Source organism: Mesonia hippocampi, from assembly GCF_014197445.1.
GTDB classification, from domain to species: domain Bacteria; phylum Bacteroidota; class Bacteroidia; order Flavobacteriales; family Flavobacteriaceae; genus Mesonia; species Mesonia hippocampi.
On the sequence record NZ_JACIFO010000003.1, the window covers coordinates 64,718 to 78,658 of the forward strand.

Below are 13,941 nucleotides of genomic sequence, written 5' to 3' on the forward strand. Positions count from 1 at the left end.
TTACTACAATCTGGTATTTTGGGTTGTCCTGATTAACCATTTTCCTTCCTTTTTAATAAGTAACATTGTTAATATACCTTTTCGATTTTCTATTCTCTTTGGGGTTTTAAAATCGGGCCAAAACCAAATAGCATGAACAACAGCAGTAGTAGAATCAATAAGCTCAATTTTTTCAAGACTTAATTTGTATGTCATATTTTGCCCTTGTTGCTTCAACATGTTATGGGCTTTTTGGTGTTCAGCTATATTAACCGCATTCGATTTAAACCAAGTTCCGGACCAGGTAATAAAATCGGTATCCTCTGTAAAAAGGTTTCCCCAAGATTGTATTTCGTGTTTATTCCATAAATCAACATAGTCTTGAAAAGTTTTGTTGATTAATTCTCTGTCATTTGAATGCATCATATTTGTTTTCATATAGTTATAAGGTGTTTTTTTAACAGGCACAGCCATACTAACTGAAGTCAAAAAGGTTGAAAATAGAAAGAAGGCTAAAAATGTATACTTCGTGATATTCATCATGATAGATTTTAAATTTATGTTTTGATGTATTACTCAAAGCAAAATTAATTTCCATACACTCAACAAAACGTGATTCAAATCACAAAACGCTATTTAAAAGTTTTTCCTGTTTTATTATCTTTATGATTTAGAAAATCTACTCCAATTTTTCACCAAAAATGAATGACGCACTGACAATCAAAAACTTTCACGAACAACTTGCCATCAAATTCCCCTATGTTGAAGAACAGAGCTGGAACAAGCTTCAAAATATTTCTATGGTTCAAAAACTCAATAAAAATGAATTGTTATGCAAAGAGGGACAGAAATTAAATCATGGGATTTTTGTGGTTAGTGGGCAATTAAAACTATTCTACCTTAATGAATCAGGAATCGAAAGAATTGCCAGTTTTTGTACCAGAAATGATTATATAGATAATTGGAATGATGTACACCAGCACACAGCCTTGCCTTACTCCATTTGTGCTATCTCCACCACAACCATTGTAAAGTATCCTTTAAAAGAAATGGTTTCTATTTTTAAGCAAAATCCGGACTTATTACAGCTATGCATAGATCTATCGCAAGAAATTATAGGTAAAAAACAAGACCATTATCAAATACTAACACTCAAAACCCCAAAAGACCGCTATCTATGGTTACAAAAAAACAGACCTCAGTGGCTCCAGGATATCACCTTAACGGAACTATCTAAATATCTACATGTAAGTAGAGAAACGTTAAGTAGGGTAAGGAGTAAACTGCTTCGATAAACAATCAACAAGAGTTTTCTTATAAAAGTTTTAAAAGTTAAAAACCTACTTATTAACTAAAAAGACATTTGTTATCTTATTGGATTTACTTTTTATTTATGGGAACGAAAAATTGCTGTATTTAATGATACCTGTAAAAGCTTAATTCAGCTAGTTGAGGAGGTATAGTATCTAAAAATGTAACAAAAAAAAACTAGTCCTAAAGCGGATAAATGCATTTAGGACTAGGTGTATTATTTTTTATTTTCGCAGGTAATCTATCGAGTATTTTCCTGGTCCTAATAATAGAATTCCTAAATATCCTATCAAGTATAGAAGTGGCAATTCCTGACCGCTTAAACCATCGTTTAAATGTACGATAAACACAATAACTAGCATGGTAATAATTAAAGGAATACTTGCTAAACGTGTTGCCAAGCCTAAAACAAGTAAGCCTGCACAAACTACTTCCGAGAAAATAGTTAATATTAAACTGGGTACTGCTCCTACTCCTAAAGGATCTGGAAAACTAACCTCTTGAGCCGTTAATAGGTTTTGCAACTTAGGAATCCCGTGTGTTAACATAAGTCCACCAAAAAACAACCTAAAAAGCAATGCTGTAATGTGTGGAAAAACTCTATTTATTTTTGCCATTATTATTTCTTAAGAAGTTCTTGAGCATTTTTAATACTGCTATTAATAGCATTCTTCATCTCTTCAGCTTTTTCTGCTTGTTCTTTTAATAAAGGAAGTTTTTCTTTATAAACATCATCACTTAAAACCTCTTTAGATAGTGCATTAGGGAACTCATTAGAGAAATCTTTCATCCAATTCATCATTAAATGGTGAGCTTCTTCTAGTTTCCCAATGGCTTCTTGGTAACGCTCTTGATTAGCTGTTATGGTATCGGTTGCTGCTTTTTTCTTTATATCTTCTCGCAACATTCCTAAAGTTCCCATTTTTGGCATTACGGCATCGTGTGCGGCCAATGCTTCTTTCATGGTTTCGTTATAATCTGTTGCTAATTTATTTTCTTGTTTACATGCTGTAAACCCTAACAGTACAATCCCAATGGCAATAATTATTTTTTTCATCTTATTTTATTTAAAAGGTTTCTATTCTATATACAACGTAGGCTGTAAAGCTCCTACATATTCCAGTTTTTCTGAAGCTGCCATTCCGTTTGGATTACAGCCCAATTTACCTTCTGGTATAGGCAAATTTAACGCATTATAATACTCTACCCAAGATTGATGATAAACATTTGTACCAGGATTTTTAAACGTCATGGGGTTTAATTCAAATATTTCTGCTTCATTGAAGCTTCGGTAGATAAAATCTGAGCAGTAATAACTTGTATCGTTTAAAATATAGCTATGGTTATATGGTTTTCCCAACATGGCTGTGGCTTGCTTAATTGCCTGTGGTATGCTATACTGAAATTCGTCTTTTAACCGATAAACCTGTAATGCCCGAGGCTTTTTTAGGCTGTCTGTTTGTGATAAGATAAATGATTTTAGACTTAATTTTTCTGAACCATTATTAAAACCTGCATGCAATACATACCAGGTTTCATCTGTTTTTTCCAGAATCCCCATGTGGGAGTAATTTTTTGTTTCTTGGTGTTGGGTTACTTTATTTATTGCTTCCGAGAGCCCTTCTGTATAACTTTCACAGAAAATAATATCGCCTTCTTTTAAGTTTACCGTTTGTGCTAAACTAACTTGAAACAATATTAAGGTTAGGATAAGGAATGTATTTTTCATTTCTAATCTAAATTTAACACTTCTATGGCGTTACGATTTAGTTTTATTTTATGCAATTTTTCTAACTTTTTCAGCAAGCGTGAAATCACCACCCTAGAGGTGTGTAAATCGTATGCTATTTCTTGATGCGTTGTGGTTAAACTTGCAGAGTTACTTACTCTTACTTTTTCTTTTAAATAACTTATTAGCCTATCGTCCATCTGCTGAAAAGCAATAGTATCTATGGTTTCTAATAGTTCGTTTACACGTTCGTGGTAGCTTTGAAAAACAAAATCTCTCCATGTTTTGTATTTAGAAGTCCATTCCTCCATTTTTTGTACAGGAAACGTAATTAATAAGGTATCTGTTTCGGCAATGGCTCGTATTTTACTTTTATGATGCCCCAAGCAACAACTCATGGTTACCGAACAGGTTTCTCCTTTTTCTAAAAAATATAAAAAAAGCTCATCGCCTTGATTGTCTTCTCGCAAAACTTTTATAGCTCCGTTTATCAATAACGGGATAAATTTCACGTACGAGCCAACATCTATAATCTGTTCGTCTTTTTTGACCTCTTTAAGCGTGCCTATTTCTAGCATTTCTTGGAGTAATTCTTTCTCAAAAATATGCTGATAGCTTTCTAGAAAAGCAGTTTCCATAACTAAAATTTAAGTTCTAAAAATACACATTTTTATGTGATTTCTAGCTGCTATTAAAAAATACCTGTTAGACTAAAAAACAGGTATGTCTTGTTATTTATTTTAATTCAAACAACTCCATGTGTACAACGCAGCCTTTATTTAAATCATAGATAAATTTACCAACAACAGCATACGAATTATCTATAATTTCCCATTGTGAATGCCCCAATTTGCGTGTTTTAATCAACGAAGTAGCAATGTTGGCTTTGGTAGTGTATACCGCCAATTCGGCTGCGCCTTTTTCTCGGGAATAGTAAATGGTTTTTAACGAGGAGATTTCTATCATAGGGTCAATCCAAAGCAGTTGAGATAAAGGCACGTTTTCTTTTAAATCAAAATCTTTTAGGTTGTTGTTTATCTCGCTTACGTCAACTTTTTTATATTTTGTGGTATCAAACCTAAAATCGGGATTGTCTTTATAACTCGCTAAAATCTTTTCGCGGTGTTTTTTGATGTTAGCTTTATTTTTAGCAGTAAAATTATCTATGTATATTATTAAGCTATCTCTTTTATTAAAATCTAGCTTATAAACTTTCTCATCTTCATATTGTTCTAACACCATGTTTAAGCTAAAACGAAAGTTTTTTAACTCTCTTTCAAAACTATCTTCTTGTGCATTACTGTAAAGAAAAGAGAACAGGGATATTATAATAACGATGTTTATATTTTTCATTGGTTATTTGGGCTATGGTTAATTTTAAATTTCTCTATTTGTCTGCGGTGTCTTAGTATATGTACAATTGCATGCTCAAATAATTGTTCTACATCATAACATTGTCCCCACCTAACTTTAATCTTTTTATCGGGATTATTTTCGCATAATTCAAGGTTTGGATAATCTATAAACAGTTTTTCATTAAATGCAAACATTTCTTGTAATGCCCATTTATATTCATTAGCTGTTAAGAGCTTTTTTTTATTCTTATAGTCTATTTTTTCACCCAACCATCTTCTAACTTCTATCGCATAGGTATAACCACTTTGCACAACATGGGTTAGTATGTTTTGGATAGATTTACAATCTTCATCATTCGTATTGATATCTCTAATTTCAACAAACTTATGCGGAGGAATATCACTAATGGTTTCTATAAGTTCCTTTATTGATTTTTCATACTCATCAAGCAAAGCCCCTATTGCGCCATTGTTTCTAAAATTCTTGTTTGGTTGCATTATTTACTTTAGGGTTAACGTTTTATTTTCTAGTTAGTTTATAATGGCTCTCCTCTTTATATTCCTAATGTTATCTCGTGCTTTACTTTATGATATCTTAAAGCTGCTTTTATACATTCTTTTAATTCCAACACTGGAATTTCTTGATTTATTTCAAAAACAATTGCCCGATTTCCTTCAAACTGAAGTGTATTACTAAACAGCCTCTTAAAGGTTGTTACCAACCTGCTTGTGCATTGAAAATATAAAGCATATTGATTGGGACTTTTCTCTTTCCAATCCATTCGTAAAGTACTTCCGTGTTTGGTTACAAAACTAGGCTCTCCCCATTTAAGCGTTTCTGTTAGCCTAGTAACTTCTTCGGTTTCCCGGGCTGTTTCTATGACTAATTTGCGCAGGGAATCCATTTTTTCTTTTACAAAATCTGGGTATTTTGTAAAAACTGTTTCTACATTAGGATCTGTAATTACTTCTAGATTATTCATTTTCCTTCTTTTTTAGCTTTATATGAAGAATACAAGGATATAGTAAAGATGTCGGACAAATGTCGGACAAATCGGATTAGTGGCATTTATTGAAACAATGAAACAAACAAATGATTATCAATGCATTACAAATAAAAAAGCCTCCAAAATCCAGAGATTAAGAAGGCTTTTTGTGACCGCGGGAGGATTCGAACCCCCAACCCTCAGAGCCGAAATCTGATATTCTATCCAGTTGAACTACGCGGCCTATAAACTAATTATTAGCTTAATTTTTGTTTAACTAAACTAGATATTGTTTTTCCGTCTGCTTTTCCTGCTAAAGTTTTAGTTGCCATGCCCATAATTTTCCCCATATCTTTCATACTGGTAGCCCCTGCAGTAGCAATTAGTTCCTCTATTACTTTAGCTACTTCTTCTTCAGATAATTGTTCTGGTAGAAATTGTGCTATTATTTCAGCTTGCTTTTCTTCTGGTTCTGCCAAATCTACTCGATTCTGTTCTCTATAAATTTGAGCACTATCCTTACGTTGTTTAACCAACTTCTGAACTAGTTTTATCCCGTCGTCTTCAGAGAATTCTGCATTACCGCCATTGGTTTTTTCTAATAATATAGCACTTTTAACGGCACGTAATGCTTCTAAAGCTGCAGCATCTTTTGCTTTCATTGCTGCCTTCATTTGCGTCATTACTTCTTGCTCTAAACTCATAATTTTATTTTTAAGGATAGCGAATATAGTAAAAAAACCCGAATTACTTTTAGTTTTAATTCGGGTTTTTTTACTGTTTTTCTATTAGCATTAATCTACATTGTCATGTAAAAATGAATTGTTTGTACGGAAATTCATTTCGTTATTTTTATCAACACTCAATGTTGTTCTAGAAATACGTTCTTGCTCTTGAATACTATTTTTATTATCAATATTTATTCCTGCACGTTTATAAGCAGGTTGCTTTTCTATATCCTCTAAGTTTTTAGTGTTTGTTCTAAACTTATAGTTAAAGTTTTTCATTTTTGCCCTACGCTCTGCAGCTCTCATGGCAATATCGCTAGAGATTGGCGTTTCTAAGGGGTTAATTTCCTCTTCTTGTTCTTCTACCTTCACCTCATTTTTTGGAATATTAATGGTTGAGGTTGTTGCTAATTTTGGTTCTGGAATATGTACTTGCTGAGGTGTTGCTTTATCCAGATTTTCCTCCAAATCTAAATAATCGTCAAGGTTATAACGTGTTTCTCCTTTGGTGTTGGTTTCTGGCTGAGTAGTTAAACTAGCCGTAGGTGTTGTTCCGTTATCTCCCTCGTCTGTAAGAGTATATGTTTTTTTAACTGCCGATTGGGTTGGTACTGCTTTTACGTCTGTTTTTGCTGTATTTTCTAAAGTTTCATTTCCAGAGGTTTCTGATGTGTTTTCGGTGGTATTGATAGGAAAATCAAAAACAAACATCCCTTGTTGTTCTGGTTCTTCTGGTAATACTTCTTCAGGGTTGTTTACTTCTATATCATGAATAGGAGATGTACGATCTACAATAATAAAATCGTCATCAATCTCATCCATTATAGGCTGTTGTACTTCTTGTTGTGGTATTTCTGCTACAGGCTGAGATGGTGTGGTTACCGCTTTGGTTAAATCTTCTTTAAAAGGGATTTCATTAGCAACAGCTTCTTCCTCTTCATCTAATAATGTGTGTACTACTTTTTCTTCCGATAAGGGTTTATCTATCGAAGGGGTTTCTAAAGGCTGTTGTGTTTTTTTGGTTAAATCGTGTACTGCTTTTTGTTCATCCTCTAGCGTATGGATAATTTTTTTTGTCTCTGTATTGGTAATTTCATCCTGTTGCTCTGAGTTAAAACCTGTAGCAATTACAGTTACTGAGATTGCTTCTTCTAGGCTATCGTCTTCTCCTACCCCCATAATAATGTTGGCACTATTTCCTGCTTCGGTTTGAATAAGGTCGTTGATTTCTCCTATTTCATCTATAGTAATTTCCTGTCTGCCTGAAACAATAAGCAATAATACATTCTGGGCACCTCTAATTTTATTATCGTTTAATAATGGAGAATCTAAAGCTTTTGTTATAGCTTCTTGCGCACGGTTACTTCCTGTTGCTGTTGCCGACCCCATAATGGCAGTTCCGCTATCGCTTAATACCGTTTTGGCATCGCGTAAATCTATATTTTGTGTATAGTGATGGGTAATAACTTCTGCTATTCCTCGAGAGGCGGTTGCTAAAACTTCATCTGCTTTAGAGAAACCAGCTTTAAAGCCAAGGTTTCCATACACTTCTCTTAATTTATTATTATTGATAACGATAAGCGAATCTACATTTGCACGTAATTTTTCTACTCCTAGTTGTGCTTGTTCATTACGCATTCTTCCTTCAAACTGAAAAGGGATAGTTACAATACCTACGGTAAGAATATCCATTTCTTTTGCTTGCTTTGCAATAATTGGAGCTGCACCAGTACCTGTACCGCCTCCCATTCCTGCAGTAATAAATACCATTTTAGTATTGGTATTTAGCATGGTTTTTAGGTCTTCAAAACTTTCTAAGGCTGCTTGCTCTCCTATTTCTGGGTTTGCTCCTGCTCCCAAACCTTCGGTTAGGTTAACTCCTAATTGAAGTTTGGTTGGTACAGGGCTGTTTTCTAAAGCTTGTGAATCTGTATTACAAACTACAAAGTCTACTCCTTTTATGCCTTGTTTAAACATGTGATTAATGGCATTGGAGCCTCCTCCTCCCACACCTATTACTTTAATTACATTGGACTGGTTTTTAGGAAGATCGAAAGAAATATCAAATTCGTTGCTATTATTCATAATGCTTATCTTTTCGTTAGCTGTATTATTCTGCGTTGTCTAAGAAATCTTTAAATTTATCGAAAAACTTTTCCATAAAGTTTTTCGATTTCATTTTTTGTTCTTCTACAACCTTATCTTGGTTAGGTTCTTCTTCTATTTGGGTATTTTCTGCTTCAGTGTCTGCTTCTAAAGGCTGTTTTTCTGTAACTACTGGTGCATGTAATTGTTGTCTTTTTTTACGTTCTAAGCTATTAAGCACCAAACCTACTGCAGTGGCATAAATAGGGCTTGTAGCTTCGCTTGCGCTATCTCCAGCTAGATGCTCGTTAGGGTAACCTATACGGGTATCCATTCCTGTAATGTATTCTACAAGCTGCTTTAGGTGTTTCAAGTTTGCTCCGCCTCCCGTAATAACAATACCTGCGATTAGCTTTTTCTTTTGCTCTTCGTATCCGTAGTTTTTAATCTCTACAAATACTTGTTCTATAATTTCTACCACACGGTAGTGAATTATTTTAGATAGGTTTTTAAGGGTGATTTCTTTAGGTTCTCTGCCTCGTAATCCAGGGATGGAGACAATCTCATTATCTTTATTTTCTCCTGGCCAAGCAGAACCAAATTTCACCTTCAATAATTCGGCTTGTTTTTCTATAATAGAGCATCCTTCTTTAATGTCTTCGGTAATTACATTCCCACCAAAAGGAATCACTGCAGTATGACGGATGAGTCCGTCTTTAAAAATGGCTAAATCTGTTGTACCTCCTCCTATATCTACAAGGGCTACTCCAGCTTCTTTCTCTTCTTGACTTAATACTGCATTGGCTGAAGCTAAAGGTTCTAAAGTGATGCCTGAAAGTTCTAATCCTGCATTTTTTACACAACGTCCAATATTTCTTATCGAAGATATTTGCCCCACTACTACATGGAAATTAGCTTCCAACCTACCTCCATACATCCCGATTGGTTCAGAGATTTCTGCTTGCCCATCTACTTTAAATTCTTGTGGTAAAACATGAATTATCTCTTCTCCTGGAAGCATTACAAGTTTGTGTACTTGGTTGCAAAGGGTGTCAATATCCTCATCATCTATTACCTTATCTGCATTATCTCTGGTAATGTAATCGCTATGTTGTAAGCTTCTAATATGTTGTCCTGCTATACCTACTACCACATCCTGAACTTTAACGCCAGCTTCGGCTTCGGCTTGTTGTACTGCTTGTTGGATAGACTGAATGGTTTGGGTAATGTTATTTACAACACCACGGTGTACGCCTAGGCTTTTAGACCTACCAATGCCTAATATTTCTACTTTTCCGTATTCGTTGTAACGACCAATCATAACAACAATTTTTGTTGTCCCGATGTCTAATCCTACAGCAATATCTTTATTTTCCATAATCTATATTATCCGTTTTTAACACAAACCACCTGGTTATCAAACTTCAGGGAAATACTTTTATAGTTTTCCAATACTTCTTCTTGTAAAGCTTTTTTATAAAAAGCTTTTAAATTATTTATTTTAAGGTCTAATTTTTCTACTTCGCCTAATTCTACGTCTGCTGTTAGCCTTCTTAATTTCATTTTATAGCCTTTATTTTTTTGCTTTTCTATAGCTACAACATGTTTTTTTAAAAATTCATCTGAAGCTATTCGCTGTAATAAAGGGTATATTTTATCAATATCTTCTTTATTTATACCTGCAACTACAGGCACTCTTGCGGAATAATTTATAGAAAGAGGCATTTCTAAGCCGTCTGTATCTATATAATAATTTTTTTCTGCAAATACTCTAGCTAAAGGTTCTCTTTGTGTAATAATAGCGCCTAATGTTCCTGTAGGCTCTAAATATACTTCTGCGCCCTTCAACATTGGGTGACTTAATAAACTCTGTTCCAGCCTATTCAAATCTAAACTTTCTTTTGTTTGATTTTGCAAACTATCTGGATTTACTATCAACAAGTTATCAACGGTTTTTTCTGTAATAAACCGTTGGGCATCATTGGTATAAATAACGTTTATCTTCTCTAATTTCCTTGCTGAATTTCGTTGTGCCGAAAACCCATAGGAGAACACAAGAACTGCAAATAACGCAAAGGTTTTTATGTGATTCCAATTAATTTTCATGCTTTAACGCTGCTTTAATATTTACAACTTCTTTTCCAATATCTCCTGCGCCCATTACTACAATAACCTCTGCCGTAGTTTGGGCTGCGATTATAGGCAATTTAGATTTGTTTACCAACTGCTTTTTTGTGTTTATTTTTTCCAACAACATTGCTGCATTTACGCCTTCTATAGGTTTTTCGCGAGCGGGATATATGGGTAATAATACAACTTGATTAAACGCGGACAAACTCGCTGAAAATTCTTTTGAAAAATCGCGTGTTCTGGAATATAAATGGGGCTGAAATATCGCTAAGGTCTCTTTTCCTGGATACATCTCTTTTACCGCTTGAGCTACCGCTTTTATCTCGGTTGGGTGATGTGCATAATCTTCTATTAGAACTTTTGGTGTTTTTAAGTGGTATGTAAAGCGCCTGTCTACCCCTGTAAAAGATTTAAGCGCTTGCTTTAACATCTCTGGGGAAGCCCCAAAAGTTAATGCCATTGCCATTGCCATGGATGCATTTGTTAAATTATAACGCCCCGGAAGCGAAAATTCTAACTTCTCTAAATATACTTTAGGGGTTTCTAGATCGAAAATATAATTTCCGTTTTTTATACTTACATTTTTTATATGATAGGCTGAGCCTTCAGTAAAGCCTATTTTATTTCCTTCAAAATCTACTCCTTCGGTTACAAATACATTTGCTAAATCTGGCACTTTGCGCATAAATTCAGAAAATGCATGTTGTAAATGTTTACTTTCTTGATAAATATCTAAATGATCATCGTCTGTAGAGGTGATGCCTACATAATCTGGTGAGAGTTGTAAAAAGGACCTATCGTATTCATCGGCCTCTACCACCATAACATCATTTCCGTCACCGATGTAATTGCTTTGATAATTTTCACTTATTCCGCCTAAAAAAGCAGTAATTTTATACCCCGATTGTTTTAATAAATGTGCTAAAATTGCCGTGGTGGTGGTTTTACCGTGCGTACCTGCAATGGCAAGTGTTGGCAAATTGCTACTTATCATCCCTAAAACTTCGGCTCGTTTTTTGATTAAAAAGTGTTGCTCTTTAAAATATTGCCATTGCTCGTTTGTCTCGCTAATGGCAGGAGTATATACAACTAACGTATTTTCGGCATTTAAAAAGGTTTTTGGAATTGCTTTCGAAGAAATATCGTAGCTTAATAAAACACCTTCTTCTGCCAAGCTTTGAGTTATTTTAGTTTCTTCTCTATCGTAACCGCCCACTGTTTTTCCTTGCTTTTTAAAATAGCGTGCTAAGGCACTCATCCCAATACCTCCGATGCCTATAAAATAGATATGTGTTATGTATTTAAATGCCTGCATTACTTTTTTAATAGTTTTTCTATGTGGTCTACGATTACTTTTGTTGCCTTTGGTTTAGCTAAATGTTTTAAATTCTCACTTAAGGCTTTTTGTTTTGTCGGATCATTTAATAATGCTGTAAGTTGATTACAAAAATCTTCTTCTAAACTTTCCTCTCGGATGCATATTGCTGCATTATTTTCTACCATAGCCATCGCATTTTTAGTTTGATGATCTTCTGCAACATTGGGTGATGGTATAAAAACAACTGGTTTCCCAACTATGGCCAACTCTGAAACGGTTCCTGCACCTGCTCTTGAAATTATAATATCTGCCGCCGCATAAGCTAAGTCCATTTCGTTTAGGAACTCAAAAACTCTTATGTTCTCGCTGTTATATTTTTTGTATTCGTCGTAATACAGCTTTCCTGTTTGCCATATTAGCTGAATATCTTTTGTTTTAAAATAAGCTATCTGCTTGGCTATTTCCTGATTAATTCTTCTTGCACCTAAACTACCTCCTAAAATTAAAATGATTTGTTTTTCTGGGGTTAGTTTAAAAACCTGTTTTGCTTTATCTGTTTTCCCTGAAATCTCCAACAAATCTTGACGTACAGGATTTCCTGTAAATACTATTTTTTCTTTTGGGAAATAACGCTCCATTCCCTTATAGGCTACACAAATAACATCTGCCTTATCGGCAAGCCACTTGTTTGTTATGCCTGCGTAAGAATTTTGCTCCTGTAACAACGTAGGAATTTTTTTTGCATTAGCCATTTTTAATAACGGACCACTTGCAAAACCTCCTGTACCAATTACCACATCTGGTTTAAACTGATTGAGTATTTTTCTTGATTTTAAAAGACTTGATAACAGTTTAAAAGGAAAAGCCAAATTATCTAAACTCAATTTCCGTTGAATCCCGCTTATCCACAAACCTTTTATAGGATAACCTGCTTGTGGAACTTTTTGCATCTCCATACGATTTTCAGCTCCTACAAACAGAAATTCGGCTGTTGGAAAACGACGTTTAAGCTCGTTTGCAATAGCTATGGCAGGATAAATATGTCCTCCTGTTCCTCCTCCTGATAATATAAACTTTGGTTTTTTCATAAGGCTTCGCTTAATACATCTAACGGGTTTTCTGAATCTTCTACCTCTTCTTCTTCATTTAATTTTACTTCCTCATCTTCTTGTTTAACACTTACACTTAAAATAATACCAAAGGCAGCACATGTCATCCAAATAGAGGTCCCACCGCTACTAATTAAAGGGAGTGTTTGCCCAGTAACGGGAAATACCTCTACCGCTACTCCTATATTTATAAAGGCCTGAAAAATAATTGGCAGCCCTACTCCTATTACTAAAAGTTTACCAAAAACAGTGGTTGCTTTAGTTGCGATAACAATTATCCTAAATAAAATAAATAGATAAGCTAATAGTACAATTATGCCTCCTATTAAACCCATTTCCTCTACAATAATGGCGAAAATAAAATCGGAAGAGGATTGTGGCAGAAAGTTTCGTTGCACACTCTTCCCTACTCCTATTCCTGTAATTCCTCCTGTTGCAATGGCGGTTTTAGCTTTTTCTATTTGGTAATCTGCTTCTGTTGCTTCGCTATCTGCAAAATTTTCTACTCGGCTTATCCAGGTATCAACCCTGTTGGACAAAAGTCCTGGAAAAGCTTTTGCTGTGAGTATAAAAATACTCAACACCACTATTCCTGCTAAACACATAGCGCCTATATACTTTATTGGATAACCTCCTATAAAAACAAGCAGCATTACCATAGCAAAAATAATTGCTGTGGTAGATAAGTTGGCTGGTAGGATACAAATTAACACCGCCCCAACTGGCGCCCATAACCATACAAAGGACTCTTTAAAAGTGATGTTTTTATGCTGAATTTTAGAAAGGTAACGCGCCACAAACACCATTAAAACTACACCTGCCACGGTAGAGGTTTGAATGGTTTTATTGATAAATGGGATTTTTATCCAACGGCTAGCATTAGCGCCATCTATAGTAGTGCCTTGTGCTATTGTTAATATTAACAAAAGGAATACAATAGGCATTGCAATAATAGAAAGCCCTCTAAAATACCGGTACGGCACCCTATGAATTACAGCTATTATTACAAAACCTAAAAACAAGTGCATAAAATGAGTTATAAGAAATTTAAAAGTTCCGCCATCGCCATATAAATAAGCAATGTTACTACTAGAACTATACACGGGAATAAATGAGAATATCGCCAATAAGGCAATTACTCCCCAAAGGGCTTTATCTCCCTTAAGGTAGTTAAAAATTCCACGTTTTTTTATGTTCTTAATCCCTAACAC

At 34.6% G+C, this 13,941-nt stretch carries 16 protein-coding genes and 1 tRNA gene; 1 reads left to right on the forward strand and 16 read right to left on the reverse strand.

Annotated elements, in window-relative coordinates; translation table 11 throughout:
* Positions 1-3 precede the first annotated feature (3 nt).
* On the reverse strand, positions 4-522 hold the full coding sequence (locus GGR32_RS04495; RefSeq protein WP_221403688.1) for an SgcJ/EcaC family oxidoreductase: 519 nt from the start codon (positions 520-522) through the stop codon (positions 4-6).
* 158 nt (positions 523-680) lie between these two features.
* On the opposite strand from GGR32_RS04495, the gene GGR32_RS04500 reads away from it, so the two are divergent.
* Positions 681-1,274: a Crp/Fnr family transcriptional regulator gene (locus GGR32_RS04500; protein WP_183476901.1), complete on the forward strand. Its 594-nt coding sequence runs from the start codon at positions 681-683 to the stop codon at positions 1,272-1,274.
* A 240-nt stretch (positions 1,275-1,514) separates the two neighbouring features.
* Here the strand turns inward: GGR32_RS04500 and GGR32_RS04505 are convergent, their stop codons facing one another.
* The 15 genes from GGR32_RS04505 to GGR32_RS04575 form a co-directional block, all read right to left on the reverse strand.
* Positions 1,515-1,907 (reverse strand): DoxX family protein, encoded by a 393-nt coding sequence (locus GGR32_RS04505; RefSeq protein WP_183476903.1) that lies wholly within the window; start codon positions 1,905-1,907, stop codon positions 1,515-1,517.
* 2 nt (positions 1,908-1,909) lie between these two features.
* A complete protein-coding gene (locus GGR32_RS04510; RefSeq protein WP_183476905.1) occupies positions 1,910-2,347 on the reverse strand; it encodes an HAD family hydrolase in 438 nt (145 codons plus the stop codon).
* 21 nt (positions 2,348-2,368) lie between these two features.
* Complete coding sequence (locus GGR32_RS04515; protein ID WP_183476907.1) at positions 2,369-3,019, reverse strand: YiiX/YebB-like N1pC/P60 family cysteine hydrolase; 651 nt, start codon at positions 3,017-3,019, stop codon at positions 2,369-2,371.
* Between the two features lie 2 nt (positions 3,020-3,021).
* Positions 3,022-3,657 (reverse strand): Crp/Fnr family transcriptional regulator, encoded by a 636-nt coding sequence (locus GGR32_RS04520; RefSeq protein WP_183476909.1) that lies wholly within the window; start codon positions 3,655-3,657, stop codon positions 3,022-3,024.
* Between the two features lie 97 nt (positions 3,658-3,754).
* Positions 3,755-4,372 (reverse strand): hypothetical protein, encoded by a 618-nt coding sequence (locus tag GGR32_RS04525; protein ID WP_183476911.1) that lies wholly within the window; start codon positions 4,370-4,372, stop codon positions 3,755-3,757.
* A complete protein-coding gene (locus GGR32_RS04530; RefSeq protein WP_183476913.1) occupies positions 4,369-4,872 on the reverse strand; it encodes a DinB family protein in 504 nt (167 codons plus the stop codon). The genes GGR32_RS04525 and GGR32_RS04530 overlap by 4 nt, the downstream gene beginning before the upstream one ends.
* A 56-nt stretch (positions 4,873-4,928) precedes the next feature.
* Positions 4,929-5,357, reverse strand: coding sequence for a DUF1801 domain-containing protein (locus tag GGR32_RS04535; RefSeq protein WP_183476915.1), 429 nt, complete (start codon positions 5,355-5,357; stop codon positions 4,929-4,931).
* A 173-nt stretch (positions 5,358-5,530) separates the two neighbouring features.
* A tRNA-Arg gene (locus GGR32_RS04540) sits at positions 5,531-5,604 on the reverse strand.
* A gap of 13 nt (positions 5,605-5,617) precedes the next feature.
* Positions 5,618-6,064 carry a GatB/YqeY domain-containing protein gene (locus GGR32_RS04545; protein WP_183476917.1) on the reverse strand — a complete coding sequence of 149 codons (447 nt, stop codon included), beginning with the start codon at positions 6,062-6,064 and terminating at the stop codon, positions 5,618-5,620.
* A gap of 90 nt (positions 6,065-6,154) precedes the next feature.
* Entirely contained in the window at positions 6,155-8,173 is a 2,019-nt protein-coding gene (ftsZ, locus tag GGR32_RS04550) for a cell division protein FtsZ (RefSeq protein ID WP_183476919.1), read from the reverse strand.
* A 25-nt stretch (positions 8,174-8,198) separates the two neighbouring features.
* Positions 8,199-9,551 carry a cell division protein FtsA gene (ftsA, locus tag GGR32_RS04555; RefSeq protein WP_183476920.1) on the reverse strand — a complete coding sequence of 451 codons (1,353 nt, stop codon included), beginning with the start codon at positions 9,549-9,551 and terminating at the stop codon, positions 8,199-8,201.
* 8 nt (positions 9,552-9,559) lie between these two features.
* A complete protein-coding gene (locus GGR32_RS04560) occupies positions 9,560-10,279 on the reverse strand; it encodes a cell division protein FtsQ/DivIB (protein WP_183476922.1) in 720 nt (239 codons plus the stop codon).
* Positions 10,269-11,618 carry a UDP-N-acetylmuramate--L-alanine ligase gene (gene murC / locus GGR32_RS04565; protein WP_183476924.1) on the reverse strand — a complete coding sequence of 450 codons (1,350 nt, stop codon included), beginning with the start codon at positions 11,616-11,618 and terminating at the stop codon, positions 10,269-10,271. The genes GGR32_RS04560 and murC overlap by 11 nt, the downstream gene beginning before the upstream one ends.
* Positions 11,618-12,709 (reverse strand): undecaprenyldiphospho-muramoylpentapeptide beta-N-acetylglucosaminyltransferase, encoded by a 1,092-nt coding sequence (gene murG, locus GGR32_RS04570; RefSeq protein ID WP_183476926.1) that lies wholly within the window; start codon positions 12,707-12,709, stop codon positions 11,618-11,620. Before murG ends, murC begins: the two co-directional genes overlap by 1 nt.
* Positions 12,706-13,941, reverse strand: a complete 1,236-nt coding sequence (locus GGR32_RS04575) for an FtsW/RodA/SpoVE family cell cycle protein (protein WP_343066423.1) — start codon at positions 13,939-13,941, stop codon at positions 12,706-12,708. The genes murG and GGR32_RS04575 overlap by 4 nt, the downstream gene beginning before the upstream one ends.

Bases quoted from the DNA above. Each gene is read 5' to 3' on its own strand.
- GGR32_RS04495 (WP_221403688.1), bottom strand. From the start codon at position 522: ATGATGAATATCACGAAGTATACATTTTTAGCCTTCTTTCTATTTTCA.
- GGR32_RS04500 (WP_183476901.1), top strand. From the start codon at position 681: ATGAATGACGCACTGACAATCAAAAACTTTCACGAACAACTTGCCATC.
- GGR32_RS04505 (WP_183476903.1), bottom strand. From the start codon at position 1,907: ATGGCAAAAATAAATAGAGTTTTTCCACACATTACAGCATTGCTTTTT.
- GGR32_RS04510 (WP_183476905.1), bottom strand. From the start codon at position 2,347: ATGAAAAAAATAATTATTGCCATTGGGATTGTACTGTTAGGGTTTACA.
- GGR32_RS04515 (WP_183476907.1), bottom strand. From the start codon at position 3,019: ATGAAAAATACATTCCTTATCCTAACCTTAATATTGTTTCAAGTTAGT.
- GGR32_RS04520 (WP_183476909.1), bottom strand. From the start codon at position 3,657: ATGGAAACTGCTTTTCTAGAAAGCTATCAGCATATTTTTGAGAAAGAA.
- GGR32_RS04525 (WP_183476911.1), bottom strand. From the start codon at position 4,372: ATGAAAAATATAAACATCGTTATTATAATATCCCTGTTCTCTTTTCTT.
- GGR32_RS04530 (WP_183476913.1), bottom strand. From the start codon at position 4,872: ATGCAACCAAACAAGAATTTTAGAAACAATGGCGCAATAGGGGCTTTG.
- GGR32_RS04535 (WP_183476915.1), bottom strand. From the start codon at position 5,357: ATGAATAATCTAGAAGTAATTACAGATCCTAATGTAGAAACAGTTTTT.
- GGR32_RS04545 (WP_183476917.1), bottom strand. From the start codon at position 6,064: ATGAGTTTAGAGCAAGAAGTAATGACGCAAATGAAGGCAGCAATGAAA.
- ftsZ (WP_183476919.1), bottom strand. From the start codon at position 8,173: ATGAATAATAGCAACGAATTTGATATTTCTTTCGATCTTCCTAAAAAC.
- ftsA (WP_183476920.1), bottom strand. From the start codon at position 9,551: ATGGAAAATAAAGATATTGCTGTAGGATTAGACATCGGGACAACAAAA.
- GGR32_RS04560 (WP_183476922.1), bottom strand. From the start codon at position 10,279: ATGAAAATTAATTGGAATCACATAAAAACCTTTGCGTTATTTGCAGTT.
- murC (WP_183476924.1), bottom strand. From the start codon at position 11,618: ATGCAGGCATTTAAATACATAACACATATCTATTTTATAGGCATCGGA.
- murG (WP_183476926.1), bottom strand. From the start codon at position 12,709: ATGAAAAAACCAAAGTTTATATTATCAGGAGGAGGAACAGGAGGACAT.